Source organism: Demequina sp. (assembly GCF_049841215.1).
GTDB lineage: Bacteria > Actinomycetota > Actinomycetes > Actinomycetales > Demequinaceae > Demequina.
This window is the reverse complement of the sequence record NZ_JASGEO010000013.1, coordinates 23,960-48,283: the sequence shown is the minus strand read 5'-3', so window position 1 is coordinate 48,283 and position 24,324 is coordinate 23,960. Positions and strand designations below refer to the sequence as shown.

23 protein-coding genes and 1 other RNA gene are annotated in these 24,324 nt (G+C 66.2%); 13 read left to right on the top strand and 11 right to left on the bottom strand.

The annotated features are described in order from the left end of the window. The first annotated feature begins 19 nt into the window (after positions 1-19). Genes QM618_RS06110 through QM618_RS06100 form a run of 3 tightly spaced genes read left to right on the top strand, consistent with a single transcriptional unit; the run spans position 20 to position 3,185 of the window. On the top strand, positions 20-571 hold the full coding sequence (locus tag QM618_RS06110) for a hypothetical protein (RefSeq protein WP_428095744.1): 552 nt from the start codon (positions 20-22) through the stop codon (positions 569-571). Next, positions 568-1,590, top strand: a complete 1,023-nt coding sequence (locus tag QM618_RS06105; protein WP_428095742.1) for a hypothetical protein — start codon at positions 568-570, stop codon at positions 1,588-1,590. The genes QM618_RS06110 and QM618_RS06105 overlap by 4 nt, the downstream gene beginning before the upstream one ends. After that, on the top strand, positions 1,587-3,185 hold the full coding sequence (locus QM618_RS06100) for a phenylacetate--CoA ligase family protein (RefSeq protein WP_428095740.1): 1,599 nt from the start codon (positions 1,587-1,589) through the stop codon (positions 3,183-3,185). Before QM618_RS06105 ends, QM618_RS06100 begins: the two co-directional genes overlap by 4 nt. Here QM618_RS06100 and QM618_RS06095 read toward each other — a convergent pair. After that, positions 3,175-3,921 carry a YaaA family protein gene (locus tag QM618_RS06095; RefSeq protein ID WP_428095737.1) on the bottom strand — a complete coding sequence of 249 codons (747 nt, stop codon included), beginning with the start codon at positions 3,919-3,921 and terminating at the stop codon, positions 3,175-3,177. The genes QM618_RS06100 and QM618_RS06095 overlap by 11 nt on opposite strands. Before the next feature lie 169 nt (positions 3,922-4,090). Here QM618_RS06095 and QM618_RS06090 point away from each other — a divergent pair, with 169 nt between their 5' ends. The 3 genes from QM618_RS06090 to QM618_RS06080 all read left to right on the top strand — a co-directional run bounded on the left by QM618_RS06090 (position 4,091) and on the right by QM618_RS06080 (position 6,481). After that, the gene (locus tag QM618_RS06090) at positions 4,091-4,705 is read left to right on the top strand and encodes a PadR family transcriptional regulator (protein WP_428095734.1); all 615 of its coding nucleotides are present in this window, start codon (positions 4,091-4,093) and stop codon (positions 4,703-4,705) included. A 35-nt stretch (positions 4,706-4,740) separates the two neighbouring features. Further along, an RNA gene (gene rnpB, locus QM618_RS06085) (RNase P RNA component class A) lies at positions 4,741-5,109 on the top strand. Between the two features lie 91 nt (positions 5,110-5,200). Continuing rightward, positions 5,201-6,481: a S1C family serine protease gene (locus QM618_RS06080; RefSeq protein ID WP_428095732.1), complete on the top strand. Its 1,281-nt coding sequence runs from the start codon at positions 5,201-5,203 to the stop codon at positions 6,479-6,481. Between the two features lie 29 nt (positions 6,482-6,510). On the opposite strand, the gene QM618_RS06075 is transcribed toward QM618_RS06080, so the two are convergent. After that, positions 6,511-6,942, bottom strand: a complete 432-nt coding sequence (locus QM618_RS06075; protein ID WP_428095730.1) for a VOC family protein — start codon at positions 6,940-6,942, stop codon at positions 6,511-6,513. A 67-nt stretch (positions 6,943-7,009) separates the two neighbouring features. Between QM618_RS06075 and QM618_RS06070 the strand changes: the two genes are divergently transcribed. Continuing rightward, on the top strand, positions 7,010-8,146 hold the full coding sequence (locus QM618_RS06070) for an LCP family protein (RefSeq protein WP_428095728.1): 1,137 nt from the start codon (positions 7,010-7,012) through the stop codon (positions 8,144-8,146). Positions 8,147-8,149: 3 nt separating this feature from the next. On the opposite strand, the gene QM618_RS06065 is transcribed toward QM618_RS06070, so the two are convergent. The 3 genes from QM618_RS06065 to QM618_RS06055 are packed head-to-tail and all read right to left on the bottom strand — an operon-like array spanning position 8,150 to position 10,844. After that, positions 8,150-8,416, bottom strand: a complete 267-nt coding sequence (locus QM618_RS06065) for a DUF2087 domain-containing protein (protein ID WP_428095726.1) — start codon at positions 8,414-8,416, stop codon at positions 8,150-8,152. 20 nt (positions 8,417-8,436) lie between these two features. After that, entirely contained in the window at positions 8,437-9,330 is an 894-nt protein-coding gene (locus QM618_RS06060) for an oxygenase MpaB family protein (RefSeq protein WP_428095724.1), read from the bottom strand. Between the two features lie 20 nt (positions 9,331-9,350). Then, positions 9,351-10,844, bottom strand: a complete 1,494-nt coding sequence (locus QM618_RS06055; RefSeq protein WP_428095721.1) for a leucyl aminopeptidase family protein — start codon at positions 10,842-10,844, stop codon at positions 9,351-9,353. 82 nt (positions 10,845-10,926) lie between these two features. On the opposite strand from QM618_RS06055, the gene QM618_RS06050 reads away from it, so the two are divergent. Genes QM618_RS06050 through QM618_RS06040 form a run of 3 tightly spaced genes read left to right on the top strand, consistent with a single transcriptional unit; the run spans position 10,927 to position 15,067 of the window. Then, positions 10,927-12,486 (top strand): SLC13 family permease, encoded by a 1,560-nt coding sequence (locus QM618_RS06050; RefSeq protein WP_428095719.1) that lies wholly within the window; start codon positions 10,927-10,929, stop codon positions 12,484-12,486. 9 nt (positions 12,487-12,495) lie between these two features. Further along, positions 12,496-13,704 carry a hypothetical protein gene (locus QM618_RS06045; RefSeq protein WP_428095717.1) on the top strand — a complete coding sequence of 403 codons (1,209 nt, stop codon included), beginning with the start codon at positions 12,496-12,498 and terminating at the stop codon, positions 13,702-13,704. A gap of 22 nt (positions 13,705-13,726) precedes the next feature. Beyond that, entirely contained in the window at positions 13,727-15,067 is a 1,341-nt protein-coding gene (locus QM618_RS06040) for an O-antigen ligase family protein (protein ID WP_428095715.1), read from the top strand. A 10-nt stretch (positions 15,068-15,077) separates the two neighbouring features. Here QM618_RS06040 and ppgK read toward each other — a convergent pair whose 3' ends face one another. Together ppgK and map are read right to left on the bottom strand one after the other, a co-directional pair. Continuing rightward, the gene (gene ppgK, locus QM618_RS06035) at positions 15,078-15,887 is read right to left on the bottom strand and encodes a polyphosphate--glucose phosphotransferase (RefSeq protein WP_428095713.1); all 810 of its coding nucleotides are present in this window, start codon (positions 15,885-15,887) and stop codon (positions 15,078-15,080) included. Further along, positions 15,884-16,765, bottom strand: coding sequence for a type I methionyl aminopeptidase (map, locus tag QM618_RS06030; protein WP_428095710.1), 882 nt, complete (start codon positions 16,763-16,765; stop codon positions 15,884-15,886). The genes ppgK and map overlap by 4 nt, the downstream gene beginning before the upstream one ends. A gap of 31 nt (positions 16,766-16,796) precedes the next feature. On the opposite strand from map, the gene QM618_RS06025 reads away from it, so the two are divergent. Next, positions 16,797-16,997, top strand: a complete 201-nt coding sequence (locus QM618_RS06025) for a hypothetical protein (protein ID WP_428095707.1) — start codon at positions 16,797-16,799, stop codon at positions 16,995-16,997. Here QM618_RS06025 and QM618_RS06020 read toward each other — a convergent pair whose 3' ends face one another. Then, positions 16,998-17,669 carry a TetR/AcrR family transcriptional regulator C-terminal domain-containing protein gene (locus QM618_RS06020; protein WP_428095705.1) on the bottom strand — a complete coding sequence of 224 codons (672 nt, stop codon included), beginning with the start codon at positions 17,667-17,669 and terminating at the stop codon, positions 16,998-17,000. A gap of 65 nt (positions 17,670-17,734) precedes the next feature. On the opposite strand from QM618_RS06020, the gene QM618_RS06015 reads away from it, so the two are divergent. Continuing rightward, the gene (locus tag QM618_RS06015; RefSeq protein ID WP_428095703.1) at positions 17,735-18,373 is read left to right on the top strand and encodes a DUF4386 domain-containing protein; all 639 of its coding nucleotides are present in this window, start codon (positions 17,735-17,737) and stop codon (positions 18,371-18,373) included. A 6-nt stretch (positions 18,374-18,379) separates the two neighbouring features. On the opposite strand, the gene panB is transcribed toward QM618_RS06015, so the two are convergent. From panB to QM618_RS06000, 3 genes are all read right to left on the bottom strand, one after another. Continuing rightward, positions 18,380-19,180 carry a 3-methyl-2-oxobutanoate hydroxymethyltransferase gene (gene panB, locus QM618_RS06010; protein WP_428095701.1) on the bottom strand — a complete coding sequence of 267 codons (801 nt, stop codon included), beginning with the start codon at positions 19,178-19,180 and terminating at the stop codon, positions 18,380-18,382. A 28-nt stretch (positions 19,181-19,208) separates the two neighbouring features. After that, positions 19,209-21,188 carry a CDP-glycerol glycerophosphotransferase family protein gene (locus tag QM618_RS06005; RefSeq protein WP_428095699.1) on the bottom strand — a complete coding sequence of 660 codons (1,980 nt, stop codon included), beginning with the start codon at positions 21,186-21,188 and terminating at the stop codon, positions 19,209-19,211. A gap of 73 nt (positions 21,189-21,261) precedes the next feature. Beyond that, positions 21,262-22,902 (bottom strand): NAD+ synthase, encoded by a 1,641-nt coding sequence (locus tag QM618_RS06000; RefSeq protein WP_428095697.1) that lies wholly within the window; start codon positions 22,900-22,902, stop codon positions 21,262-21,264. A 73-nt stretch (positions 22,903-22,975) separates the two neighbouring features. Here QM618_RS06000 and glnA point away from each other — a divergent pair, with 73 nt between their 5' ends. Continuing rightward, positions 22,976-24,310, top strand: coding sequence for a type I glutamate--ammonia ligase (gene glnA / locus QM618_RS05995; protein ID WP_428095695.1), 1,335 nt, complete (start codon positions 22,976-22,978; stop codon positions 24,308-24,310). The last annotated feature ends 14 nt before the right edge of the window (positions 24,311-24,324 follow it).

Sequence of the window (24,324 nt, the reverse complement as noted above, 5' to 3'; positions counted from 1 at the left end):
GTTGGTTAGGCTCACAGGCATGTCGACTGCATGGAAGGGGTCCGCAGTTCTGCTGCGGGAGCCCACGTCAGCGTTCTGGTCGCGACTGGGATACCGAGCGGCCATGGCGGGGGCGTTCATCCTCGTAGGAGTGCTTGTTGGGGTGCCGTGGGTGAGCGTCGTGATGTTCGTGCTCGCCGTGCCGTTCCTGCTGCTTGCGGTGGCGGCAGTGGTGAACATCCTGCGCAACAAGCGTGCGTTGCTCGTGCACACGGGCGCGGGCTCGATCGAGTGGCCACAGTCCCTCCAGGAGCAAGTGCTTCGGCGCCCGCTCGAGTGGGTTGCGGGCAAGCGCATCGAGGTGACCGTGCCGCCCATCGAGGCACTGCCCGGGAAGCTCGATCCGCGCGTCAGCCTGAGCGACGGAGAGCGCGTCATCACCCGCGTTCCGCTGTACGGGGTGGCGCCGGAAGACTTCGTCGCCGCGGCCAATGCCGTGCTCGCCGGGCGCGGTACCACCCTGGTGTTTGCGCCGCCTGTAGTTGAGGACGACGACGCTCCTGAGTTGCCCGACGCTGGGGCGGCCGAGTGACGGACGTCGCCGGCCCATGGGGTGGGCTTCTTGAGGCAGCGCGCACCTATCCATCTCCCCACAACTCCCAACCCATCCGAGTGCGGGTCATCGACGACACCACCGCCCACGTGTTCTACGACCTCGATCGCGGGCTCCCCGCGGAGAGCTTCGGCATCCCGTTTGGCCACGTGTGCGCTGGCGTGTTCCTCGAATCGCTCTCCGTTGTTGCCGCGGCCGCGGGCTACGAGGTGCGCGAGGAACTCACCCTGACGGAGATGGATTTCGACTCCGCGGAGCGCCTTCATCCTCTCGGTACATTGGTGCTGTCTCCGCGCACGGCGACGCCGCGCGACGCGGCCCGCAGGGCCGCTTTCGACGCTCGCCGCACCAACCGCAGGCCGTACGACAACCGGGCCGTAGCGTCGGGCGACCTAGCTGTTGTCGCTGGTATTGCGGCCGACGGCGGGCACACCTTTGCGTCGTCGCAGGACCCTGCGGTGGTTGCCGAAATCATTCGCGTGAATCAGGAGACGCTGTTCGATGATCTGCGCAACGACGCGGTGCACCACGAGATCATGACCTGGCTGCGGTTCAGCGACGAGCAGGCGCGCTCGTCTGGAGATGGACTCTCCGCGGACGCGATGCTCATGCCGGGCAGGCTGCTGCGGTTCGCCATGGGGCATCGCGGCATGTGGGAGGCGCCAGTCATTGGGCGCGTCATCAAGTCCGTGTATTTGCGCACGATGCGCGGGGTGGCGCAGGTGGCGTGGTTCGAGGGTCCGTTCGCTGGCCCTGGTGACTATCTGGAAGCGGGACGCCTGTTCATGCGCTCGTGGCTCGAACTGACCGCACGAGGAGTCGCTCTGCATCCGCTCGGCACGGTCATCACCAATCCGCGGTCGCATGCGCGGTTTGTGGAGGCCGCGGGCATTGCGGAGACGGATGGGCGTATGGCGTGGATGCTGGTGCGGCTCGGCTACGCCAAGACCCCGCCCGTGGCCTACCGCCGTCCGCTCGAGGAGATGATCGTCGCGTGAGAAATGCGTTCAAGTACCTGCTATTTGGTCTGTTGTGGCTCTTTGACCTGGTGATCAGGCAACTCACGCGATCCGTGCGCACCCACCGGTTCTTGCTGGGGCCCGGCATCGAGCGACTGCGCTGGTTCGGCGGCCGCATGCGCGCCTGGCGCACGTTCGACAAGGCGACCAAGAAGGTGCCTGCGTACGCCCAGTTCTTGGCGAGCCAGGGTGCCAAGCCAACCATCCCGTCGGGCCTCAAGCTGCCGGAGGCGCTGGCGACCATTCCCGAGATGGACAAGGCGAGCTACATCAAGCAGTACTCGGTGGAGCAGCGGTCTCTTGGCGGGAAGCTGCCGCGGCGCGGGGTGGTGGTGGATGAGTCGTCTGGCTCGTCCGGGGTGCCGACGAGCTGGGTGCGCGGGCCGGATGAGCGGCTCGCGACGCGGCAACTGCTGCAGATGGGGTTTTGGCGCACGCAGCGCGAGTTCCCCAATCGCCAGCCGTTCGTGCTCAACTGCTTCTCGCTTGGCGCGTGGGCTACTGGCATGAACGTGTCGGCGTCGCTGACAGAGATCACGATGATCAAGTCGATTGGGCCGGACCGCGACAAGGTCATCCACACGATGCAGGAGTTTGGGCCCTCGTACACGTATGTGATCACGGGCTACCCGCCGTTTCTGAAGGCGCTTTTCGAGGACGATCGGCTCGACTGGTCGCAATACGAGGTGGTGACCGCGTTTGGCGGCGAGGGCATCAGCGAGAACATGCGCGGACTGATCCTGGAGCACGCGCGTGCGGCGTATGGGTCATATGGCGCGTCCGACCTAGAGATCAACGTGGCTATCGAGACGGACTTCTCGATAGCGCTGCGGCAGGCGATCGCGGCATCCCCGGAACTGTCCGCGCGGCTCACCAAGCAGCGCGAGTACGGCGTGCTGCCCATGGTGTTCCAATTCAACCCGTTCGACTACTTGATGGAGACGAACGCTGCTGGCGAACTGTTGGTGACGATCACCCGCGGCACCAACATCAACCCTCGTATTCGGTACAACATCCACGACCGCGGGCACGTGCTGCGCATGCGGGACCTGGATCCGGTGCTGCGCGAGGTTGGGCTCTCTGGCCTCCGTTCTGAGCGGATTACGGACCTCCCGCTGCTGTTCCTCTACGGGCGCTCCGACATGTCCGTTGACTACAACGGCGCGGTGATGGCGCCTGACTCTGTGCGTGACGCGGTGTTCTCAGATCCCGCGCTTGCGGATGTTATCGAGAACCACCGGCTGATCTCGTACGAGGACGCGGCCGGTGACCGGCAGCTGCACATTGCGTTGCAGTTGGTTCAGGACGCGCCGGCAGGCGCCGCCGACCAGATTGCTGTCGGTACAAAGGTGTTCGCTCACCTGCGCGCGGCCAACGGCGACTTCTCCAACGCGATTCGTACGGCGCCCGACGGCACGCTGCCTTCGCTTGCCGTGTACCCCTATCGCACGGGTCCCTTTGCGGAGGATGGCAAGAAGCTCAAGAACGAGTACGTGTGGGTGCTTGGGGTGGGCGAGGTCGACGCGTGGAACCTGGTGCCCGGGTACGAGCCGCCGCGGCACCTCAGGACGTAAGGAGCGTCAGGGCGCCCTTGTCTAGTTCCACGTCGGTGACGTTGGGGAGGGTGCTTGCGATCTGCGCGAGTTCTTCTGGGGCGGTGGGGTCTGTGGGCGCCGCCACGAGCGCGCCGGTGAGCAGCCCGCGCGTGTGCTTGGCGGTGTGACTCGCGATCTTGCGCTTGCCGTCCTGGAGGTAGGCCACGCGGACGGTGAGACCACCCGCGGGCGCCTTCCAGACGGCCGCGTAGTCGCTACTACGGCAGTCGACGATGAGCTGGTCATGTGCGAGGGGATCGAGGGCGGCAGGGAGATTGGCGCGCCAGATGGCGGTCAAGGCGCCTACGCGCGGCAGGTGGACGCACATGTTGAGGCGATACGCGGGAATCAGGTCAGCGGGGGAGAGCGCTCCCCAGAGCCCGGAGATGATGCGGATGCGGTCCCTGGCGCGCGCCAAGGTCGCGTCATCCCAGGTAGACGACGCTGCCGCGTCGTAGAGGACGCCCGTGTAGACCTGGGCCGCGGGCGCGGTTGGGTTGCTCCACAGCGTGTTGTTGTTGGCAACCTGGGGCGCAATGGACGCCCCCACGCCGAGGATCTGCAGGGCGTTTCGGCGGCCGCTTGCCGCGATCAGATCTCGCGCCACGCGTTGTCTCGCGCGATTGAGTTCCGGGTGGCTCAAGCTCTCGAGGTCTAGCGGGTCGCCGTCTACTGGAGCCGTCTTGCCCTCAGAGGGGGGAAGCAGGATCAGCACGGCCACCAACCTACCGGCGCCGCTGGAGCCTGTCGGTACACACAGGTCGACTCCGCCGCGCGAAGCGACGCGGATGTACCGATAGGAACTGTGGATGGGCCAGACATCCCCGATTGACATCCGAGTATTACGCGATATATCGTGAGTATGTCGACGAAAGGAGACGCTCATGAAAGACATGAAGTACGGCGGACGAAACCGCCACCACCACGACTTTGAATCACACCACGAAGGCTTTGGGCCCAGGGGCCGTAAGGCTCGGTTTGGGCCGGGTGGGTTTGGGTCGGACGGCTTTGGCCCAGGACCGGGCTTTGGCCCTGGACGCGGCCCTGGACGCGGACCGCGCGGTGGCCGCAATCGCGGTGACGTGCGCACCGCGGTGATCGTGCTGCTCGCGGAGCAGCCTCGCCACGGCTACGACCTGATGCGCGCCATCGAGGAGCGCTCGAATGGCATGTGGTCGCCGAGCCCCGGCTCGATCTACCCCACGCTGCAGGCGCTCGAGGATGAGGGACTCATCCAGTTCGAGACCGTCGAGGGTCGGAAGACGGCTTCGCTCACCGAGGCGGGTAGCCAGTGGCTCGCGGAGCACGGCTCCGAAGCGGACACGGTCTTCACGCAGCCAGAGGGCGCCTCGAGCGCCATCGCGCTGCGCCAAGAGATGCACCAGCTCCGTGACGCGGCCATGCTCGCGGCTCGCCAAGGCGGCGACACCGCCGAAGAGGCCGTGAAGGTCATCGCGCAGGCCCGCAAGGACCTGTACGCGCTGCTTGCTGGCCAGTAGTACATCGCGCCGCCTGGCTACACTTATCCCGCGGATGAGTTGGCCAGGCGGCCGCGTTGTTGGGCAACCAACACCGAGGAACGTCCGGGCTCCACAGGGCAGGGTGGTGGCTAACGGCCACCCGGGGTGACCCGCGGGACAGTGCCACAGAAAGCAAACCGCCTCCGGCAACGGAGGTAAGGGTGAAAGGGTGAGGTAAGAGCTCACCGCGTCCTTGGTGACAGGGGCGGCACGGTAAACCCCACTCGGAGCAAGGCCAGACAGGAAGCGCTTGAGGGCTGCTCGCCCGAGCTTCCGGGTAGGTCGCTAGAGGCGTGCGGCAACGTACGTCGTAGATGGATGGCCGCCCGGCCCGGTTTCGCGACCGGGCCCGACAAAACCCGGCGTATCGGCCAACTCATCCGCCCTCCATGACTCCCAGCAAACTCTCAGGCACCTCTCAGCGCCGTCTGTAGACCGCGCGGTTGACTCAAAGAGAAGCTCAAGGAGGAAGACATGGAAGATCCCATCGAAGTCACCACCGCCACCCGCACCCCGCGCACCCGCCGTAGGCGCGCTCTCACCGGCGCTCTCGCCTTCGCCACCCTCTTGTGGCTTGGCGTTGCGTACGCAGGCACGGCAGACGCGGACACTGGCACGGCCGACGTTGTGGCCGCCGCAGACGTCCAGGCACAGCCAGGCGGTGGCTGGGGAGGCCCCGGCTGGGGCTCCAATGAGTGGTCGCTCGAGGACCTCCAAAGCCTTTACGAGCAATTCCGGCAGTTCCAGCAGTTCCAGCCGTACAGCGGCGGCCAGCAGGCAACGCCCACCCAGCCCGGATACGACGGCAGCACGGGCGGCGGCTCCTACGCCGCAGCCACCGCCGCGAACGCGGAGCAGTCCACCGGAGTGGTGCTCATCGACACGGATCTCGAATACTCGGGCGGGGAGGCCGCCGGCACCGGAATGATCCTCACGAGCGACGGCTACGTGCTGACCAACAATCACGTGATTGAGGGAGCGACGCAGATCACCGTGACGGACCCGAGCACGAACGAGACCTACACGGCCACGCTCGAGGGCACGGACTCCACGAATGACGTGGCGTTGCTCAAACTCGACAACGCCTCTGGCTTGGCAACCGTGACCATCGATGACGACGACACAGAGACCGTTGGCGATACCGTCACGGCCGTCGGCAACGCGAGCGGCGGCGGGGTCCTCATGGCCGCCACGGGCCAGATCACGGAGCTCGACGCAAGCGTCACCACGTCCTCCACTTACTACGAGGACGGCGAGACTCTCACGGGCACCATCGAGATTCAGGCTGACGTGGTGGCAGGCGATTCAGGTGGCGCACTCCTCGACAGCGAGGGTGAGGTCATCGGCATGACCACCGCCGCCTCAAGCGGATCCGCGGTCACCACCGCCTACGCCATCACCATCGAAGACGCGCTCGCGATCGTTGAGCAGATCCAGGCAGGGGACGAATCCGGCACCGTGAGCATCGGCTACTCCGCGTTCCTCGGCGTGGGACTCGCGCAGTCCTACGGCTACGGCCAGACGACCACGGGCGCCACGATCGGCACCGTCTACGAGGACACCCCCGCGGCCAAGGCCGGGCTCGTCGCAGGCGACACGATCACCGCGGTCAACAGCACCGCAGTATCGAGCGGCGATGAGCTTGCCACGGCCCTCAAAGGGTTCGAGCCCGGCGACAACGTGACGATCACCTGGACGGACGCGAGCGGCGACACCCACAGCACGTCGGTCACGCTGACGGAAGGCCCCGCCTAGCCGTCCGCCATACGAGATGTGCCTACCGGCTACAGCTCTTGCGCGAGCGCCACGATGATCCCCTCGGGCCCGCGCAGGTAGCACAGCCGGTAGGCATTCTCGTATCTGGCGACAGTTCGCAACGGGGTACCGCCGAGCGGTGCCAGGCGCTCAAGCGTGGCGTCGATGTCATCCACCGCGAACATCACACGCGTCAGTCCGAGCGTGTTGGGAGCAGGGGCTGGCACAGGCTCAGCGGGCGGCGTCACATAATGCGCGAGCTCGATCCGCCCCGCACCGTCAGGCGTCTCGAGCACCACAATCTGGGACTCGACACCATCAAGCCCAAGCACGTCATCGACCCAGGTTCCGCTCACCGTTGCGCGCTGTCCCGCCGCAAGCCCAATGGCCTCGAAGAACGCCACCGCCGCATCGAGGTCGGACACCACTATCGACACGTTATCCATGCGCTCTACGGCCATGCTCCCGAGACTATCCGCCTCAGCGCGCCGCCATCGGCCCGACGCTGGGGCGGGTTACGCTCGCCGCGTGACTTCTACCGGGGGTAAGCCCGAGCAACACGGCGCCCCGGGCGCGCGGCGACCCATGCCTCCGTCGATCCAGCCACGGCCGGCGCAACCGGCGAGCCCCGCTCCCGCGAGGACGCCGGCGCGGACGCCCGCGCAACGCCCCGCACCAAAGCCAGCCCCAGCGTCGGGCCCACCAAAGCAACCCCAGACAAAGCCCAAGCGCAAGCGTCACTGGTTCCGCAACACGGTGGTCATCCTGTTGCTGGCGGTGCTGACAACGGGCGTGCTCGCGTACCTGTGGGTCAACAAGCGCATCCAGCACGTGGACGCGTTGAGTGGCGCCGAGAACACGCCGGGGGAGACCTACCTCATCGTGGGCTCGGATTCGCGAGAGGGCTGGAAGTACGACGACGGGACCACCGGGGCTCGCACCGACACGATCATGGTGTTGCACAAGGCCCCGAACGGCGTGGTCAACCTCATCTCAATCCCGCGTGATTCCTATGTGGAGATCCCGGGCCACAAGAAGAACAAGGTCAACGCTGCGTTTTCCGAGGGCGGTGCTCAGCTGCTCGTCGAGACGATCGAGGGACTCACGGGCCTCACCATCGACGCCTACATGGAGGTGGGGCTCACGGGAGTTGCGGACCTCGTGGACGCGCTCGGCGGGGTGGAGCTGTGCTACGACGAAGACGTCGACGACTGGCGCTCCAAGCTCGAGTGGGAGGCCGGCTGCCACGTGGCGGACGGCGACACCGCGCTCGCGTTCGCGCGCATGCGCTACAGCGACAAGCTTGGCGACATTGGCCGCGCCGCGCGGCAGCGTCAACTGGTCAGCGCGGTGGTTGACGGCGTCTTCACCTCCAAGGTGGTCTCCAACCCATTCGAGGCGATGCGCGTTGCCGACGCCGGCCTGCAGGCCTTCCGCGTGAGCGACGGCACGGGCCCGTTCCAGTTGGCGCGCATCGCGCTCACCTTCCGGTCAGGGCAGGGCGATCAGGCCGTCTCGGGAACGCCGCCTATCGAGGATTGGGGCTATCGCGTCAAGGGCGTTGGCTCCACGGTGCTGCTGGATCCCGACGAGCTAGATGCGTTCTGGGAAGACGTCGCCGAAGGCAACTTCGAACCCGGCAGCGAGGTGGGCGGGCTCGAGTAGGCGCTACGGCACCGCGGGAGCTCGCCAATACTTGGCGCCGTCCGGGGTGCGCTTCACGAGCCGCATGTCGATCCATCCGCGCCTCACGGTGAGGGGATCCTCGGCGAGCGGCGTCAAGCGCTCCATGACCTCGCGTTCGCTCAGCGTGGCCTCCGGCGTCTCAAACACGAGCCCCGCGAGGTAGGCGTACACCTGCGCGCGATCGTCCCACCGCCGCGGCGTGCGCACCAGCACCCCATTCTCAAGAAAACGCTCCGCGCCCGTGGTCATGCGCTCACTGTACGGCTGGCTCAGTGGCCCGTGAAGCCCCTAATGCGGCGCTGTTCGGCGTTTCCCATTCCCCACCGCACACCCGTGGTGGCGATTCGTCCGGCAAGCGGCCCGACGGCCCGGTTCAGTGAGCCACCAAGCTCCAGTTCCTCTCTGGCCCAGGGGGGCAGCAGCGCCCCGGCTCCCGCTGCGAGGAGCCGGTACGGCTGGCGTGCGGCCCAGGGCAGGGGTGGCTCCTTGAGGAGGAACGCCGCCGTGTCCCGCGCTGCGGGTGTTGCCTCGAGCTCTGGACGGTATCCCTCGAGGTATTCGGCGAGTTCCGCAGTGGTCTCAGGGACTTCGACGGCTCCAAGCGCGCGAGCGACGCGGCCCGCCTGCGCCACATACTCGTCTGCCCCTGCCGCATCGAGTGGGCGCTCTCCGTAGCGCTGGTGGGCGGCGAGGAACGAGTCCGCCTCCGCGATGTGGATCCACGTCAGCAGGTGCGGGTCGCTCGCCCGGTAGGAGCGGCCGTCGGCCGTCTTGCCGCGCACCCGCTCGTGGGCCGCGCGCACGCGATCCACCATCTGTTGCGCGTCATCCGCGGCCCCAAACGTGGTGAAGGCAAGGAAGGTGGAGGTGCGCGCAAGCCTTCCCCACGGGTCTCCGCGATACCCGGAGTGGCCGGCGACGCCAGCCATCGCCAGAGGATGCAGGGACTGGAACAGCAGCGCGCGGAGGCCGCCAACGAACGTGGACGCGTCGCCATGCACACGTCGAATCGCGCTGCCCGGCGGAAACCACCGCGGGCCAGGCGTGTTGTGCACGCGTGAGCGAGCCTCGTACCCATTGGGGCCTGCAATGCGAGTGAACAGCGCGTCACCAACGCGCGCACGAGTGCGCTCGATGGGGCGGAAGCCCGTGCTGGCTGTCACCCCTTCAGTATCACCCGCGGCTAGAACTCCTTGGCCACCTGTGCGAGCAGCCGCGCCCCGTAGCCGGTTGCCCCTGCGGAGCGCCACGAGTCGTCGGCCTCTGCTTGCATCGTCCCAGCGATGTCGACGTGTGCCCATGGGGTCTCGCCAACGAACTCGTTGAGGAACAGTGCTGCTGTGGTGGCGCCCGCGAAGGGTCCGCCAAGGTTGGCGATGTCGGCGATGTCGGAGTCCAGCTGCTTGCGGTACTTCTTCTCAAGCGGCATCTGCCACACGGGCTCGTCCACCACCTCCGCCGCGGCCTTGACCGCGTCCACGAGGTCTTGGTTGTTGCCGAACAGGGCCGCGCGGGACTTGCCAAGCGCCATCAGCGCGGCACCGGTTAGCGTGGCGATGTCGATGACTGCGTCCACCTCGTCCTCGGTGGCGAGCACGAGCCCGTCCATCATCACCAAGCGACCCTCTGCGTCAGTGTTCTTGACCTCCACGGTCTTGCCGCCGCGCGCCACGAGCACATCACCCAACTTGGTGGCGGTGCCAGAGGGCATGTTGTCCGTGCACATGAGCCACGCGGACACCTTCGCGGTGACGCCAAGATCGCGGAGTGCCGTGAAAGCGCCAAGTACTGCAGCCGCGCCGCCCATGTCGATCTTCATGAGCAGGTGCATGGGGTCGGAGGGCTTGAGCGAGATGCCGCCCGAGTCGTACATGATGCCCTTGCCGACCAGCCCAAGGTGCCTGTCGCCTCCGCCGTTGTATCGAAGCACGATCATGCGCGGCTCGTCGGCACTTCCGGCGTTCACTCCCAGAAGGCCGCCGCAGCCCATGTCGATGAGCGCGGCCTTGTCGTACGCCTCGACCGCGAATCCGTAGGCGGCTCCAAGGCGCGTGGCCTCGTCGGCGAGGTTTTCGGCGCTGAGGAATCCGGCGGGCGTGTTCGCGAGATCGCGCGCCACGACGGCCGCTCGCACGCCCGGTTCCGCAGCTGCAATGCCCGACGCTACGGTCGCCTCGTCCGCTCCGCTCACCACCAGCGTGAGGCCTCCGAGCGCGCGCTCCTTGGATTCTGCCTTGAGCGCGCGGTACCGGTACCGCGCCAACTGGGCGCCCTCCGCGAGCGCTTGAGCTACCGCCCCGGCACCAAGTCCCAGGTCCGCGGAGACGATCGCGAGGTGCGTGGACTTCTTGGCAGTGGCCCGCGCGGCCGTCGCGGCCGCGTCCCGCACGGAGTCCGCGCTGACGTCTTCCGCCTTGCCAAGGCCGACCACAACCACCGGCTTGTCGCCGTGGGGGAGAACCACGCTAGACCCCGCCTCCGCCTCGAATGCTGCGGCGGCGAGGGATTCGCGAGAGGCGCCAATAGCGTCGGGCCACGTGCCGTCCGCTGTGACGAGAAAGGCGACGGTATCCGCGTCCTCAGGCACCGCGTCGGCGGCGCTCACTTGGGGGAGCGCATGCAGTGACGAGACGGCGGAGAATCCCTCTGGAACGAGCTTGTGCGGTGCGTACGACATGGCGACTCCCTTGACGCGGAATTGTAGCGATTACGAGCCTAGTCACCGTGCACGGCGGATGGGTGCCACTAGTGTTTCGAATGTGACGCCGATCGAGATCACTTTCCTCATCTTGGGGCTCGCCGTGGTCGCGTTCATGACCGGCAAGATCCCCATCGCGATCGTTGCCGTTGGGGTGTCCGTGTCGCTGTGGGCAACCGGTGTGTTGGAGCTGAAGTCGGCACTCGCGGGCTTTGGTGATCCCACGGTGATCTTCATAGGGAGCCTGTTCATCGTGAGCGAGGCGCTCTACGCCACCGGTGTCACCGCTTGGGCGGGCCAGCAGGCGGTGACGCGGGGCGGAACAAAGCGCGTCCCGCTGCTCATCACGATTTGCCTGCTCGTGGCGCTGCTCACCGCGCTGATCTCTGTCAACGGCGCAGTGGCTGCGTTAGTGCCGCTTGTTGTGGTGGTGGCGGTGCGGGCAGGGCTGCCGCCATCGCAGCTGCTGATTCCGCTTGCGTTCGCTGCACACGCGGGATCGCTGCTGGCGCTCACGGGCACGCCGGTGAACATCATCGTCTCGGAAGCGGCGGCCGACGCTGGGGAGCGCCCGTTCGGCTACCTCGAGTTCGCGTGGGTTGGCATTCCGCTCGTCATTGGTTCGGTGATCATCATGGCGCTGCTTGGTAAGCGTGCCCTTCCCCACAACCCGCCGGAGGAGCTTCCGGCGGACATCGCCGCTCTCACACGGGCGCTTCGCGCTGATTACGTGGTTCCAGAAGGCCAGGAACTCATCGGCACCGCCGAGGGAGTCACGGAGGTGGTGATCCCACCCCGATCCGAACTCATCGGCACGCACTTGTTTACCGGCCAAACCACGCCGTCCGGGGACCTCGTTGTGCTCGGCGTCAACAGGGGAGGTGAGCCTCTCGTTGGTCCGGACGCGAAACTCGCGGCCGGGGACTCGATCCTTGTGCGCGGCACCTGGGAGCACCTCGAGCGTCACACTGCCGGGCCTGAGGTGCTCGTCGTCAATGATCCCGCGTCCCTGCGCAAGGCCGTTCCGCTGGGGCCAGGCGCCAAGCGCGCGCTCGTCATCCTCGCGGCAATGGTGTTGCTCCTCGTCACAGGCTGGGTCCCTCCCGTCATCGCCGGGCTGCTCGCCGCGGGCGCCGTGATCCTCTCAGGCGTGTTCACGCCGCTGCGTGCGTACAAGGCCGTGCAGTGGACCACGGTGCTGCTCGTGGCCGGCATGATTCCACTCTCCACGGCCTTCACCGAGACGGGTGCCGCGGACCTGATCGCCACCCACCTCAAGGACATCATCGGCAACGCCCCTGCCCAGGTGGCGCTGCTCGCGATCTGCCTGCTCACGATGGTGCTCGGTCAGTTGATCTCGAACATGGCGACGGTGCTCATCATGCTGCCGATCTCGGTGTCGCTCGCGGCGGACCTCAACCTCTCGGTGCTGCCGTTCCTGATGGCGCTCACGGTGGCGGGCGCCGCCGCATTCCTTACGCCGGTCGCGACCCCGGCGAACACCATGGTGCTCGAACCCGGCGCGTACAAGTTTGGTGACTACTGGAAGCTTGGCTTGCCGTTGCTGCTGTGGTTCTTGGTGGTCGCCGTGCTGATAGTCCCCCTGATCTGGCGCTTCTAGGAGGCCACCGTGAATCCCATTGTTGCGTTCGTTGTGGTGATGGCCGTGTGGACGGTTGCGGAGCTCGTGGCGCGGCTCACGAAGGGGCTGCTCTCGAGCCTGCTTGTCGCCTCCGTGATCTTCCTCGTCGGCTTCATGACGGGGCTATTCCCCGACGACCTACTGACGGCATCGTCGTTGCTCGCGCTCGCCGGCGTGGTGGTGGGCTTCATCATCGTCCACTTGGGCACCATGATCAGCCTTGACGACTTCAAGAAGCAGTGGCGCACGTTCGTCATCGGCGTCGCCACGGTTGCCGGGATCGGACTATTGCTGCTCATCGCCTTTACGATCTTCGGCATCGATGGCACCGAGGGCGCGTACGACGGCCTCGTGTCCACGGGTCGCGACTACATGATCGCGGGGCTCGGAGCGTTGTCCGGCGGCACCATCTCGGTGATCATCGTGCAAGACGCGGCGCTCGGCGTTGGCCTCACCACGGTTGCGGCGTTCCCCGTGCTGATCGTCGCCATTCAGGGTCTCGTTGGCTTCCCGCTCACCTCCATCCTGCTGCGCAAGGAGGCCGCGCGCCTCAAAGGCGAGTACAGCGCAGGGCGACTGTCCGTGCCAGAGGAGGAGGACCCGTCGGCCCCTGCGCCCACGATCCTGCCCAAAGCGTTCCTCAACACCCCAGGCACGCTGTTGGTCACGGGCATTGTGGTGCTCATCAGCCTGGGGATCAACAACCTCACCGACGGGTGGCTCAACACCTTTGTGGTGGCGCTCATCTTTGGCGTGCTCTTGCGCACTACCCGCGTGTTCAAACCAATGGTGCTCGCCGGTATTGATTCATTTGGCCTGATGATGCTCGCGATCCTGATCCTCGTGTTTGGCCCCATTGCCACGCTCGAGCCGAGCGACCTCGTGTCGCTCGCGAAGCCGCTCCTCATCGTCTTCGTGTTTGGCGTGGCGGGGATTTTCGCCGTTGCCGCGCTCGTGGGCAAGCTACTTGGCTACTCGGTGCCGATGGCCATCTCGATTGGCCTCACGGCGCTGTACGGCTTTCCGGGCACGATGGTGCTGTCGCAAGAGGCCGCACGGTCGGCAGCCGAAGACGAGGACGAGCGCAAGGCCATCGAGGGTTCCATCCTGCCCAAGATGATCGTTGCAGGCTTCTCGACTGTCACGATCACCTCGGTGGTGGTGACGGGCATCATCGCCTCCGGCATTGGCTCGTAGTGCGGGGGTAGGCTCGGTGGCCGTGAGCCTCACCTCTGGACCGTCTCGTGACCTGCTCACGATCTGGACCATCGTGCTGTTGGTCTCTGGGCAAGGGTTCCGCTACCTCGTTGGCGTTGCGGGCTACGCCGTGCTTGCCATCGCCACCGTGGTGCTGTTGTTTATGGCGTTCCGGCCAACGTGGCGCAAACTCAAGCCGCCACTCCTGATTGGCTCATTCGTTGGCCTGGCCGCACTGACCACCCTGTGGTCGGGGACGCGTGCCATCACGGCGCTCGCAGTGGTCACCCTTGTCTTCACCACGGCGATTGCGTTCATCACGGCGCGCGGCACCACGAGCGGCCACTACATGGTGCTGCTGTACCGAGGCCTGCAGGCGAGCCTCGTGTTGGGGCTGGTGTTCGAGCTCGTGGTGGCCATCATCATCCGCCACCCCATTCACCCGCTCGTCAACGACTTCTCGCGGGTTGCCGAGGAACACAGCTCCGACGCGGAAATCTGGTGGTCCCACAACCTGCTCTTCGAGGGTGGGCCCATCCAGGGCTTCGTGGGCAACCGCAATCCGTTCGGAGCCATCGCCCTGCTCGCCGCCATCATGGGCTACGTCATGATGCTCGAACGTCGCGTCAGCAGGGCCGACGCTGTGGCCACCTTGGCAGCGGCCGTCGCCGTGCACTTCCTCACCCGATCGGCAACAGTGACGGTTGCCCTGTTGTACGTGGTGATTCTTGCGCTCGCGGCGTTTGCGATTCGCCGCGCGCCCGTGCGCTGGAAGCGACCCATCTCCTTCACCACGCTCGCGCTGACCGCCGTGGGCGGCGTGCTTACGATCAAGTACAGGGACCTGATTTTCGATCTTCTCGATCGTTCCCCGGACGCCACTCACCGCGCGGACATCTGGGCCCAAGTGGTCCACTACGCACAAGAGCGGCCAGAGGGCTGGGGATATGTGGGCTACTGGCCCATCTGGTCCGATCCCTACAAGTCGATAGTCGAGTCCACCGATGTGGTCGCGGCCCATGCGCATAACGCATACCTGGACGCGTGGCTCCAGACCGGCCTCATCGGCATGGTGCTGTTCCTCGTGATCATGGTGCTGCTATTTGGGGGTACGTGGCGTCTCGTTGAGCGCGCGTCCCGCGGCGACACCTTCATTCCGGTGGCGTGGTCGCTGCTTGCCGCCGCGCTGGCCATTCAGGGGCTCACGGAGTCCAGGCCGCTCGTCGAAGGCGGCTGGTACCTGATCGTCGCGCTGTTCTGCCTCGGCCCGCAGCTGTTCACCCTCACCCTTGTTGACGAGGAGTTGGTGCACTACGGCTCGCGCGATCGAGAGCCGCCTCCACGGGTACGTCCGCGCGGCTAGCGAGCAACGCTCACACGTCTTGTGGCGTGGACTTCTTGGCCTGCTTCTTGGTGTGGGCCTCTTCCGCCTTGACGCGGGCGGCGGCGTAGGCCGCCGCCCCCACGATTCCCGCGCTGTTGAACAACTCGGCGGGGATGATGGGCGCGCGCAGGCGCAACTTGGGGAGGAACATGTCGTGTTCCTTTGAGACACCACCGCCCACGATGATGAGGTCCGGCCACAGGAGCTTTTCCATCTCGGTGTAGTACCGCTGCAGCTTGGCGATCCACTGATCGTCCGTGAGGTTGTGCCGTTCGCGCGCCGACTCGGCCGCGAACTCCTCCGCGTCCGCACCGTCGATCTGAAGGTGTCCCAGCTCGGTGTTGGGCACCAGCACCCCGTCCACGATGAGCGCGGTGCCGATTCCGGTGCCTAGCGTCGTCATGAGCACCACGCCTTCGCGCTTGTGGGCGCCGCCATAGAGGAACTCCGCGTAGCCGGCGGCGTCGGCGTCGTTGAGAACGTGGACGTCGTGACCTGCGTAGTCGCGAATGATCTTGCGCAGGTCGGTGCCGATCCACGAGTCGTCCACATTCGCCGCGGTCTTGACGATGCCGTTCTGCACCACCCCAGGGAAGGTGACGCCAACCGGCGTCTTCTTGCTTGGCTCGAACGCGGCGATCACCTGCGCGACCACCCTGGCCACAGCGTCGGGCGTTGCCGGCTGGGGCGTGGGGATCCGGTGACGATCGTGCAGGAACTCGCCCTTCTTGAGGTTGACAGGGGCTCCCTTGATCCCCGAGCCGCCAATGTCGACGCCCAATGCGATGTGCTTGCTCATGGCAGCGTGAGAACCTCCGGTCCGTCTTCAGTGATGTGAATCGTGTGCTCAAACTGGGCCACCCAGGAGCCGTCCTCGGTGACGACGGTCCAGCCGTCGTCCCACTCGTGATTGCGCTGGGATCCGGCGCACAGCATGGGTTCAACCGTGAAGACCATGCCCACCTCGATCACGTCCGCATGGTACGGAGCCGCGTCGTAGTGGGGGATCACGAGGCCTGTGTGGAACGCGGGGCCAACGCCGTGGCCCGTGTAGTCGCGAACGGACTCATATCCATGGCGGGCGGCGAACTTTTCTATCACGCGGCCAATCACGTTGACCTCGCGGCCCGGCCTGGCGGCATCGATGCCGCGCATCGTGGCCTCGCGCGCCACCTCGACGAGCCGCTGAGACTCCTCGCTGCCCTCGCCCGCGATGAAGGTTCCGCAATTGTCGCCGTGCACGCCGTCGAGGAACGCCGTGATGTCCACCTTCACGACGTCACCGTCCTCGATCACGGTCGAATCCGGAACTCCGTGGCAGATGACCTCATTGACGGAGGTGCAGATCGCTTTGGGGAATGGTGGACGGCCCGCGGAGCCTGGGTACCCCAGCGTGGAGGGGTAGGCGCCGTGGTCCAGCATGAACTCGTGGCCAATCCGGTCAAGCTCGTCGGTGGTGATGCCAGGGGTCACGTTCTGGCCAACGAGAGCGAGCGCCTGCGCGGCTACCTTGCCCGCAGCGCGAATCCGCTCCACCGTTCTAGCGTCGTGAACGTCGCCGCCCTGCCAGCGTGCCGCCTTCTTGAGGCCCACATAGGGTGGACGAGTAATTGAGCCTGGTACGGGCCGCATCGGTGACACGACACCTTTGGTGATGGGCGCGCGGAGCAGGGTCATACCTGGCAGTCTATTCATGGAGGCGATGGCGATGTCAGACGGAGAAGGCAAGACGGAGTACTTCTTCAACACGAGCACCAAAATGGTCGAGAAGGGCCGTCAGAGCTCGTGGGAGCACCTCATGGGCCCGTACGACTCGCCCGAAGAGGCCGAGAACGCCATGGAGATCGCGAAGAAGCGCTCTCAGGCGTGGGATGACGACGACAAGTCCTGGGGCGGCGACGAAGACTAGTCAGTAGCCTTGCTCCAGCGAGCTCCACTGGCTCGCGTGGCGGCGCGCAAAGCCGTCGATCATCACGTCGATCGCAAACTCAAACTCCGCCCGATCGTCGCAATCCTGACCAGCGCCGGGCGCGGTAGTAGCCATGCGAATGATGTTGGGGAACGCGATCGCCGCCTGGCGGTACATCTCCTCGCGGGCTACCGGATCGTCCGGAACGGCAGGGGTGGGCAGCACGTCGCGCGTGAAGCCCCACATGCGAGTGCTGAGCGTGTGCATGGCGTGGTGCACAAGGTCCGCTGACAACCCGCCGTCGAACATGATGTGCATGAGCGAGTCCATGTAGCCCAGCACGTGCGGCCCCGCAAGCGTGCGGGTCTGGATCGCGTCGCGGAACCACGCATGTGACTCGGTAGCGCTACGGGCGCTCAGGAGCCGCGCTCGCAGGGCGTCCTGCCAGTCGCCGCCCGGCTGTACCGGGGGGAAGGTGGCCACGATGTGCTCGACCATTGCGTCGAGAAGACCCTCGCGATTGGGTACGTGGTTGTACAGGGCCATCGGGGTGACACCAAGGTCACTCGCGAGCCGCCGCATGGTGAGCGCCTCGAGGCCCTCCGCGTCCGCCAGTGCGATGGCGCGCGCGATCACCTGTTCTGGGCTCAATGGCGCGCCGTCCCTTGACATATGTACAGCGTATATCTAGTCTCGCTTCCGGCACCATATACACCGTACATATCTGGGGAGAACGCATGACCACCGACCGTCGCCTCGCACTTATCGCGGGCCTGCTGTACCTCATCACCCACGTCACCAGCGTCGGCGCGGTCGTGGCCTATGGTTCCGCGCTCGACGACCCCACCGCGTCGTCCGCCACTCGGCTAGCGCTCGGCGCGGCGCTTGAATTCGCCCTCGCGCTCGCGTGCCTCGGCACCGGAGTGGTGCTGCTCCCGCTCTTGCGGCGCGGCGCGCCGGTTGCCGCGACCGCCTTCGCCGCGATGCGCACCATGGAGGCTGCGGTCATCGCCGCCGGCATCATTCCGGTGCTGACTGTGATGTGGCTGGTAAAGAACCAGTCCGACGCTGTGGCTGGCTTGGGCGACGGCCTCGCCGCCGCACACGACGCGGCCTTCCTCGTGGGGCAAGGGCTGATCATCAGTATCAACACGTTTGTGCTTGCCTTCGCGCAGTGGAAGTCTGCGATCGTGCCCGTCGGGATCCCTGTGCTCGGCGCCCTGGGAGCCGCGCTCGTGCTCAGCAGCAACCTCATGCAGCTGTTCGGGGCGATTCCGCTCTCTGGAGCGGTTGCGGGCGCGCTCGCGCTGCCGATCTTCGCGTTCGAGATCTGGTTCGCGCTCTACTTGGTGTTCAAGGGCGTTCGCCCGCGGTAACCGCAGTTACTCGTCGAACGTGTGCTCTGGCGCCGGGAACGTCCCGCCCTTGACCTCGGCGACGTACCCGGCCGCAGCGTCGGACATTGCCTGGCCAACCTGCGCGAACTGCTTGGAAAAGCTGGGGTGCCAATCGCCAACCCCTGCGGCGTCGAGCCACACGAGCACCTGGCCGTCCGTGTGCGGGCCTGCGCCGATGCCGATCGTGGGGATGTCGAGGGCGGCGGTGAGCTTTTCGGCGACGGGGGCGATCACCATCTCGAGCACGATCGCGAACGCGCCAGCCTCTTGCAGCGCGAGCGCGTCGGCGAGCATGACGTCGTATGCGCCGTCGCCTCGGCCCTGGATGCGGCGGCCGCCGAGCGCGTTCTCGCTCTGCGGCGTGAAGCCAAGGTGGCCCATGAAGGGGATTCCCGCATCTGTGACGGCCTTGACCTGGCGCGCGATGCGCCGCCCGCCCTCGAACTTGACGGCAGTGGCGCCCGTGCGCTTGACCATGTCGACGGCGCTCGCTACCGCGAGCTCCGGTCCCTGCTCGTACGAGCCGAACGGGAGGTCGGCCACCACGAACGCGCGATCGGCGCCGCGCGCAACGGCCCTGACAAACGGCACCATCTCGTCAATGGTGAGCGGCTGCGTGGAGTCGTAGCCGAGGATGTTGTCGGCAAGCGAATCGCCGACGAGGAGGAGGTCCACCCCAGCGGCGTCAAAGGCGCGGGCGGTGGGGAAGTCATACGCGGTGAGCATCGTAATCTTCTCGCCGCGCTGCTTCATCTCGCGGAAGTGGTGGATACGGACCTTGGCCATGCGCACCACCTTACGGTGCGCGGCGTCACTACCGAAGCCGACGGTAGAGGCGAGCGGCCCGCGCTCGGCGTTCCGAGCCCTGCGGCAGAGCGAGCCCAAGCGCGGACCGAGCAAAGTGCGGTCCCCGCTTGCCGCGAGGCGCTGGCAGCAGCACCTCTTGCGGCCGCGCCACTCCGGCGGCGGTCGCGAACGCCGCGATTGCCGTCTCGTGCGTGGACAGCTGCGGTGCGAGCATCACGGAATCGAAGATCGAGACGTCGAGACGGCGCCGATACTCGTACCAGAACAGGCGCTGGAGTTCCGAGTCGTCGCGAAGCGCCCCCCATACGGCCTCACCACGGAGGTCACCTCGCGCCATGAGTTCCCGGTACGCGCCCGTCTCGGAGCGCAACGTGACGACGGCGGGGCGGTTGTAGGGAATGAACGCCACCGCGTCCTTCACCGCGGTCAGCTCCGCGATCGCGGCGGCGCTGACCGTGGAAGCGCGATCGATCACGAGCGTGAGCTGCCTGTCGCCGTCGTGCGCTGCGTCGATGACCTGGTCCACGAACTCGGCGTCGCGCTTGCCCTCGGAGATGAGCCCCGCCCAGAACACCGTGGTGGGTTGCTCGCCGCGTACGGTGCGCACGGCCATGTCGCCCGCGTCGTCGTGGAAGAAGAAGTTCGCCACGCGTGCCGATGAGCCGCCATCCTCGAAGGGGGAGAAGTGGGAGCGCGCCGCGAGGTAGTGCGCCCCTTGGATCGGCGCCTCGGTGAGTTCCTCGAGGCGCGTCGTGGCCCTGATCGCCCGCGCCAAGTCCTCGACGGCGGCGGAGAGTTCACTCTCGGTGTGGGCCACCGTGCCGGGGAGCTCGTCGGGGCCAAAGTTGAGTCCTCGGCTGGCCTCGTAATCGGCCAAATCGTACAGAAAGTGGATGATGGGCCTTCCCGTGGGGAGGAAGTCAAAGAAGATGCTCGAGTAGTCGGTGACGAGGATGTCCACGACGGTGAGCAATGCGTTGGAGTCGAGCTCTTGGGGCGGCACGATGACGTCATCGACGATGTCGCCAACCGTCTGATCGTCCAGCTCGCGGCCGATGCGCTGATGCCCGCGATACAACACCTGAACGTCGAGGCTGGAGAGCGCGCTCAAGGTGTCCGTGAGATGGTCCGTGTCGACAGGGTCCTCGCCGCCCTCGCCTCTCCAGGTGGGGGCGTAGAGAACCACGGGTCTGCGTTCGCCGTGTGGCTCGGTGGGGTCGAGGCCAAGCATCGTGCGTAGCGCCGCGCGCTCGTCCGGCGTCGAGTTGACCACGGTGTCCACTCGCGGGTAACCGGTCTCCGCAACGAGCGCGGTGGACGCGCCAGCCATCGAGTACGCGGAGACGAGCGCGTTCGTGGTGAACTCGCCGGGCGTGATCACGTGCGTGGCCTTGAGGAAGGTCGCGGCTCCCGACGGGAGACCAAATCGTGTTCCCTCCGCGTCCCTGCCGAGTGCCTTGAACGGGATGCCGTGCCACGTATTGAGATACGACTGCTCTTGCCTGCGTGCAAAGTACTCAGGGAAATGGGCGTTGCCCACGAGCCGCTGGGCACATGCGAGGAAGTACGCGTATGCGCGAGAGGTGCGTGGGGCGAAGGCCACGTTGTCGAGGTGGCGGTACGTGTCAGGAATGGAGCCGTGCGGACCGAGCGACCACACGTGCAAAGTGGCGCCGTACTCCGGGTGCGAAAGCAGGAACTCAAAGAGCGCGAAAGGGTTGTCGTTCATGCGGTCACCGGACGCGGTCTCGTAGAGAATCACGCCTGGTTTCACTGGCACTCGCGAGCTGTATCTGCGGTACGCCTGGCGAACTTCGCGGGACGTGGCTAGCGGCTCATTCCAGAAGGCCGCGGTTGACCTGGGGTCCGTCAAGTGCGCGTCTGAGAGCACTTCCGTGAGCACGGACTGATGGGGTGTCAACGGGTGGCCTTCCGGTGGGTCTGCGCGGGGCTGGGTGGGTTCGGCGCAACCGCCGAGGTCACCCATGCTCGCGGTCCCCCTGAGGCCGTCGTGTTTCGCAAAAGTATACGTTTGTGCGGTTTGCATTCTGCAGGGTGCGCTAGACCTCGCGCCACCTGCTCGTGACAGGTAGCCGACGGTCGCGACCGAAGGCGAGTGCCGTCACCTTAGGCCCCAAAGGGTATTGGCGACGTTTCCACTCCGCCCGGTCAACGAGTTGCAGCACGCGATCGACCACGGCGGCGTCGAAACCGCGTGCGAGCAGTTCGTCGCGGCCCTCCGCGTGCTCCACATACGCGTCGAGTACCTCGTCGAGGAGGTCATACGGAGGCAGAGAGTCTTGATCGGTCTGGCCGGGCCGCAGTTCGGCAGAGGGCGCCTTGGTGATCGAGTTCTCTGGGATGGGTGGGGTCTCGCCACGGGTCTCTGCGAGCGCGTTGCGCCACCTCGCGAGCTGCCACACGCGGGACTTGTCCACGTCTTTCAGAGGAGCAAAGCCGCCGATCGAGCCCGCGTCGTAGATCGTCGCGTAGCCCGTCGCAAGCTCTGACTTGTTTCCCGGCGCGATGACCAGGTGGCCTTCGCGATTCGAGATGCCCATCAGAATAACCCCGCGAACGCGTGCCTGGAGGTTTTCCTCGGCAACGCCCGTCAACGCCAGCTCCGCTTGGAAGGCCTCGACGATCGGCGCGATCGGTTGCACGCGGTAGTCCGCACCGATGCGCTTGGCAAGGTCAGCTGCGTCGTCGCGTGAGTGCTCCGACGAGTACTGCGACGGCATCGACACGCCAACGACGTGCTCGCCGCCGATGGCGTCCGCGGCCATCGCGGCGGTGAGCGCGGAGTCGATGCCGCCGCTCATCCCGAGCACCACGGAGGTGAAGCCGTTCTTCACGACGTAGTCCCGCAGGCCCGTGACACACGCCGAATACACCTGTGCATCGTCGGCGGCAAAATCAACGACAGGGCCTTGATCTTGGCCTCCGGTGCGGTCCTCAAGATCCCAGACCAGCACCGCGTCCCTGAAGCCGCCCGCGTTGGCCAGCCACGTGCCGTCGGCCGCTACGACGAACGAGTGGCCGTCAAAGACCAAGTCGTCCTGTCCGCCCCAAAGGTTTACGTAGGCAAGCGGCGCCCCCACCTGCGCTGCCCGACGCCGTGCCAAGTCGGTACGTACGCGCCCCTTCCCCTCCTCGAAGGGAGAGCCATTGAGTACCGCCAGCAGGTCGAGGTTGTGCTCGGCGAGGGCCGCAACAGGGCCGCCCTCTTGCCAGATGTCTTCGCAGATCACGACGCCGATGCGACGCCCTTGTACCGACACGACACAGGGGCTCGCGCCTGGCGCGAAGATGCGCCGTTCGTCGAACACGCCGTAGTTGGGGAGGTGGTGCTTGTCGTACTCCGCAACCTGCTCCCCGCCAAGTAGCACGTGCGCGCGATTGGTGGGGCGGCCGTCGGGAAGGGTGCCAAGCGAGCCCACGATGACGGTGAGATACCCGAGTCCCTGCTCCTCGAGGTCGCGGGCAAGATCGATGACCGCGCGGGCCGCGGCGCGCTGAAAACTCTCGCGCAGGGCGAGGTCCTCGATGGGGTAGCCGGTGATGACCATCTCCGGAAGCACCACCAACTGCGCCCCGGCACCCGCAGCTTGGCGGCACGCAGCGAGCACAAGCGCTGAGTTACCAGCGATGTCACCAACGCACGGATTGATCTGGGCGAGGGCTACACGGAGCGCTGACATGGCGCCAGACTACGCGCCACACTGTGCTCGGTCACGTCACACAACCGACACATCGATAGGGCAGGATAGGGCCATGGATAAGCAGCAGGAGTACGTGCTTCGCAGCGTCGAGGAGCGCGATATCCGATTCATCCGCTTGTGGTTCACCGATGTGCTCGGCATCCTCAAGTCGGTCGCCATCGCACCCGCCGAACTCGAGAACGCGTTCAGCGAGGGGATTGGCTTTGACGGCTCCGCGGTGGAGGGCCTCACCCGCGTGTACGAGGCAGACATGATCGCCAAGCCGGATCCGGCGACGTTCCAGATTCTGCCGTGGCGCGGAGACCGGCAGGGCGCGGCCCGCATGTTCTGCGATATCTACACTCCGGACGGCGAGGCCGCACTGAGCGACCCCCGCCAGGTGCTCAAGCGCACCCTCGACAAGGCCTCTCAGCAGGGCTTCACGTTCTATACGCACCCCGAAATCGAGTTCTACCTGTTCGAGCCGCCCGTTGAGGGTCAGGTGCCTAAGCCGGTGGACCAGGCCGGATATTTCGACAACGTTCCGCGCGGAACCGCGCACGAGTTCCGCCGCACCGCCATCACGATGCTCGAGTCCATGGGCATTTCCGTGGAGTTCAGTCACCACGAGGCGGGTCCCGGCCAGAACGAGATCGACCTTCGCTACGCGGACGCGCTCACGATGGCGGACAACGTCATGACGTTCCGCACCGTGATCAAGGAGGTGGCGCTCGAGCAGGGCGTCTTCGCCTCCTTCATGCCAAAGCCGCTCGCAAACGGGCCTGGCTCGGGAATGCACACGCACATGAGCCTCTTCGAGGGCGACCGCAACGCGTTCTACGAGGCGGGCGCGGATCACCAGCTCTCGACGGTCGCGCGGCAGTTCATGGCCGGCCTCCTCAAGCACGCGCCAGAGATCACGGCGATCACCAACCAGTACGTGAACTCGTACAAGCGCCTGTGGGGCGGTGCCGAGGCGCCGTCGTACGTGTGCTGGGGCTCCAACAACCGGTCCGCGCTTGTGCGGGTTCCCATTCACAAGCCGGGCAAGGGGCAGTCCACTCGCGTCGAGTACCGCGCCATGGACCCCGCGGCCAACCCGTACCTGAGCTTCGCCGTGTTGCTCGCGGCGGGCCTCAAGGGCATCGAGGGCGGCTACGAGCTGCCCGAAGGTGCCGAGGACGACGTATGGGAGCTTTCGCCTCAAGAGCGCCGCGCCATGGGTTACGAGCCGTTGCCGGCCTCTCTTGCGGACGCCGTTGCCGTCATGGAGAAGTCTGAGTTGGTTGCCGAGACTCTTGGCGAGCGCGTCTTCGACTTTGTGCTGCGCAATAAGCGGGCCGAATGGGAGGCCTACCGCGCCCAAGTCACGCCGTTTGAGCTCGAGCAGTACCTCGCCGTCCTCTAGTCGCTGCGGCCCCA

Coding starts and splice junctions, on each gene's coding strand:
- QM618_RS06075 (WP_428095730.1), bottom strand. CDS start 6,942: ATGGCCGTAGAGCGCATGGATAACGTGTCGATAGTGGTGTCCGACCTC.
- QM618_RS06025 (WP_428095707.1), top strand. CDS start 16,797: ATGTCAGACGGAGAAGGCAAGACGGAGTACTTCTTCAACACGAGCACC.
- ppgK (WP_428095713.1), bottom strand. CDS start 15,887: ATGAGCAAGCACATCGCATTGGGCGTCGACATTGGCGGCTCGGGGATC.
- QM618_RS06015 (WP_428095703.1), top strand. CDS start 17,735: ATGACCACCGACCGTCGCCTCGCACTTATCGCGGGCCTGCTGTACCTC.
- QM618_RS06090 (WP_428095734.1), top strand. CDS start 4,091: ATGAAAGACATGAAGTACGGCGGACGAAACCGCCACCACCACGACTTT.
- panB (WP_428095701.1), bottom strand. CDS start 19,180: ATGGCCAAGGTCCGTATCCACCACTTCCGCGAGATGAAGCAGCGCGGC.
- QM618_RS06110 (WP_428095744.1), top strand. CDS start 20: ATGTCGACTGCATGGAAGGGGTCCGCAGTTCTGCTGCGGGAGCCCACG.
- map (WP_428095710.1), bottom strand. CDS start 16,765: ATGACCCTGCTCCGCGCGCCCATCACCAAAGGTGTCGTGTCACCGATG.
- QM618_RS06065 (WP_428095726.1), bottom strand. CDS start 8,416: ATGACCACGGGCGCGGAGCGTTTTCTTGAGAATGGGGTGCTGGTGCGC.
- QM618_RS06080 (WP_428095732.1), top strand. CDS start 5,201: ATGGAAGATCCCATCGAAGTCACCACCGCCACCCGCACCCCGCGCACC.
- QM618_RS06005 (WP_428095699.1), bottom strand. CDS start 21,188: ATGGGTGACCTCGGCGGTTGCGCCGAACCCACCCAGCCCCGCGCAGAC.
- QM618_RS06020 (WP_428095705.1), bottom strand. CDS start 17,669: ATGTCAAGGGACGGCGCGCCATTGAGCCCAGAACAGGTGATCGCGCGC.
- QM618_RS06055 (WP_428095721.1), bottom strand. CDS start 10,844: ATGTCGTACGCACCGCACAAGCTCGTTCCAGAGGGATTCTCCGCCGTC.
- QM618_RS06000 (WP_428095697.1), bottom strand. CDS start 22,902: ATGTCAGCGCTCCGTGTAGCCCTCGCCCAGATCAATCCGTGCGTTGGT.
- glnA (WP_428095695.1), top strand. CDS start 22,976: ATGGATAAGCAGCAGGAGTACGTGCTTCGCAGCGTCGAGGAGCGCGAT.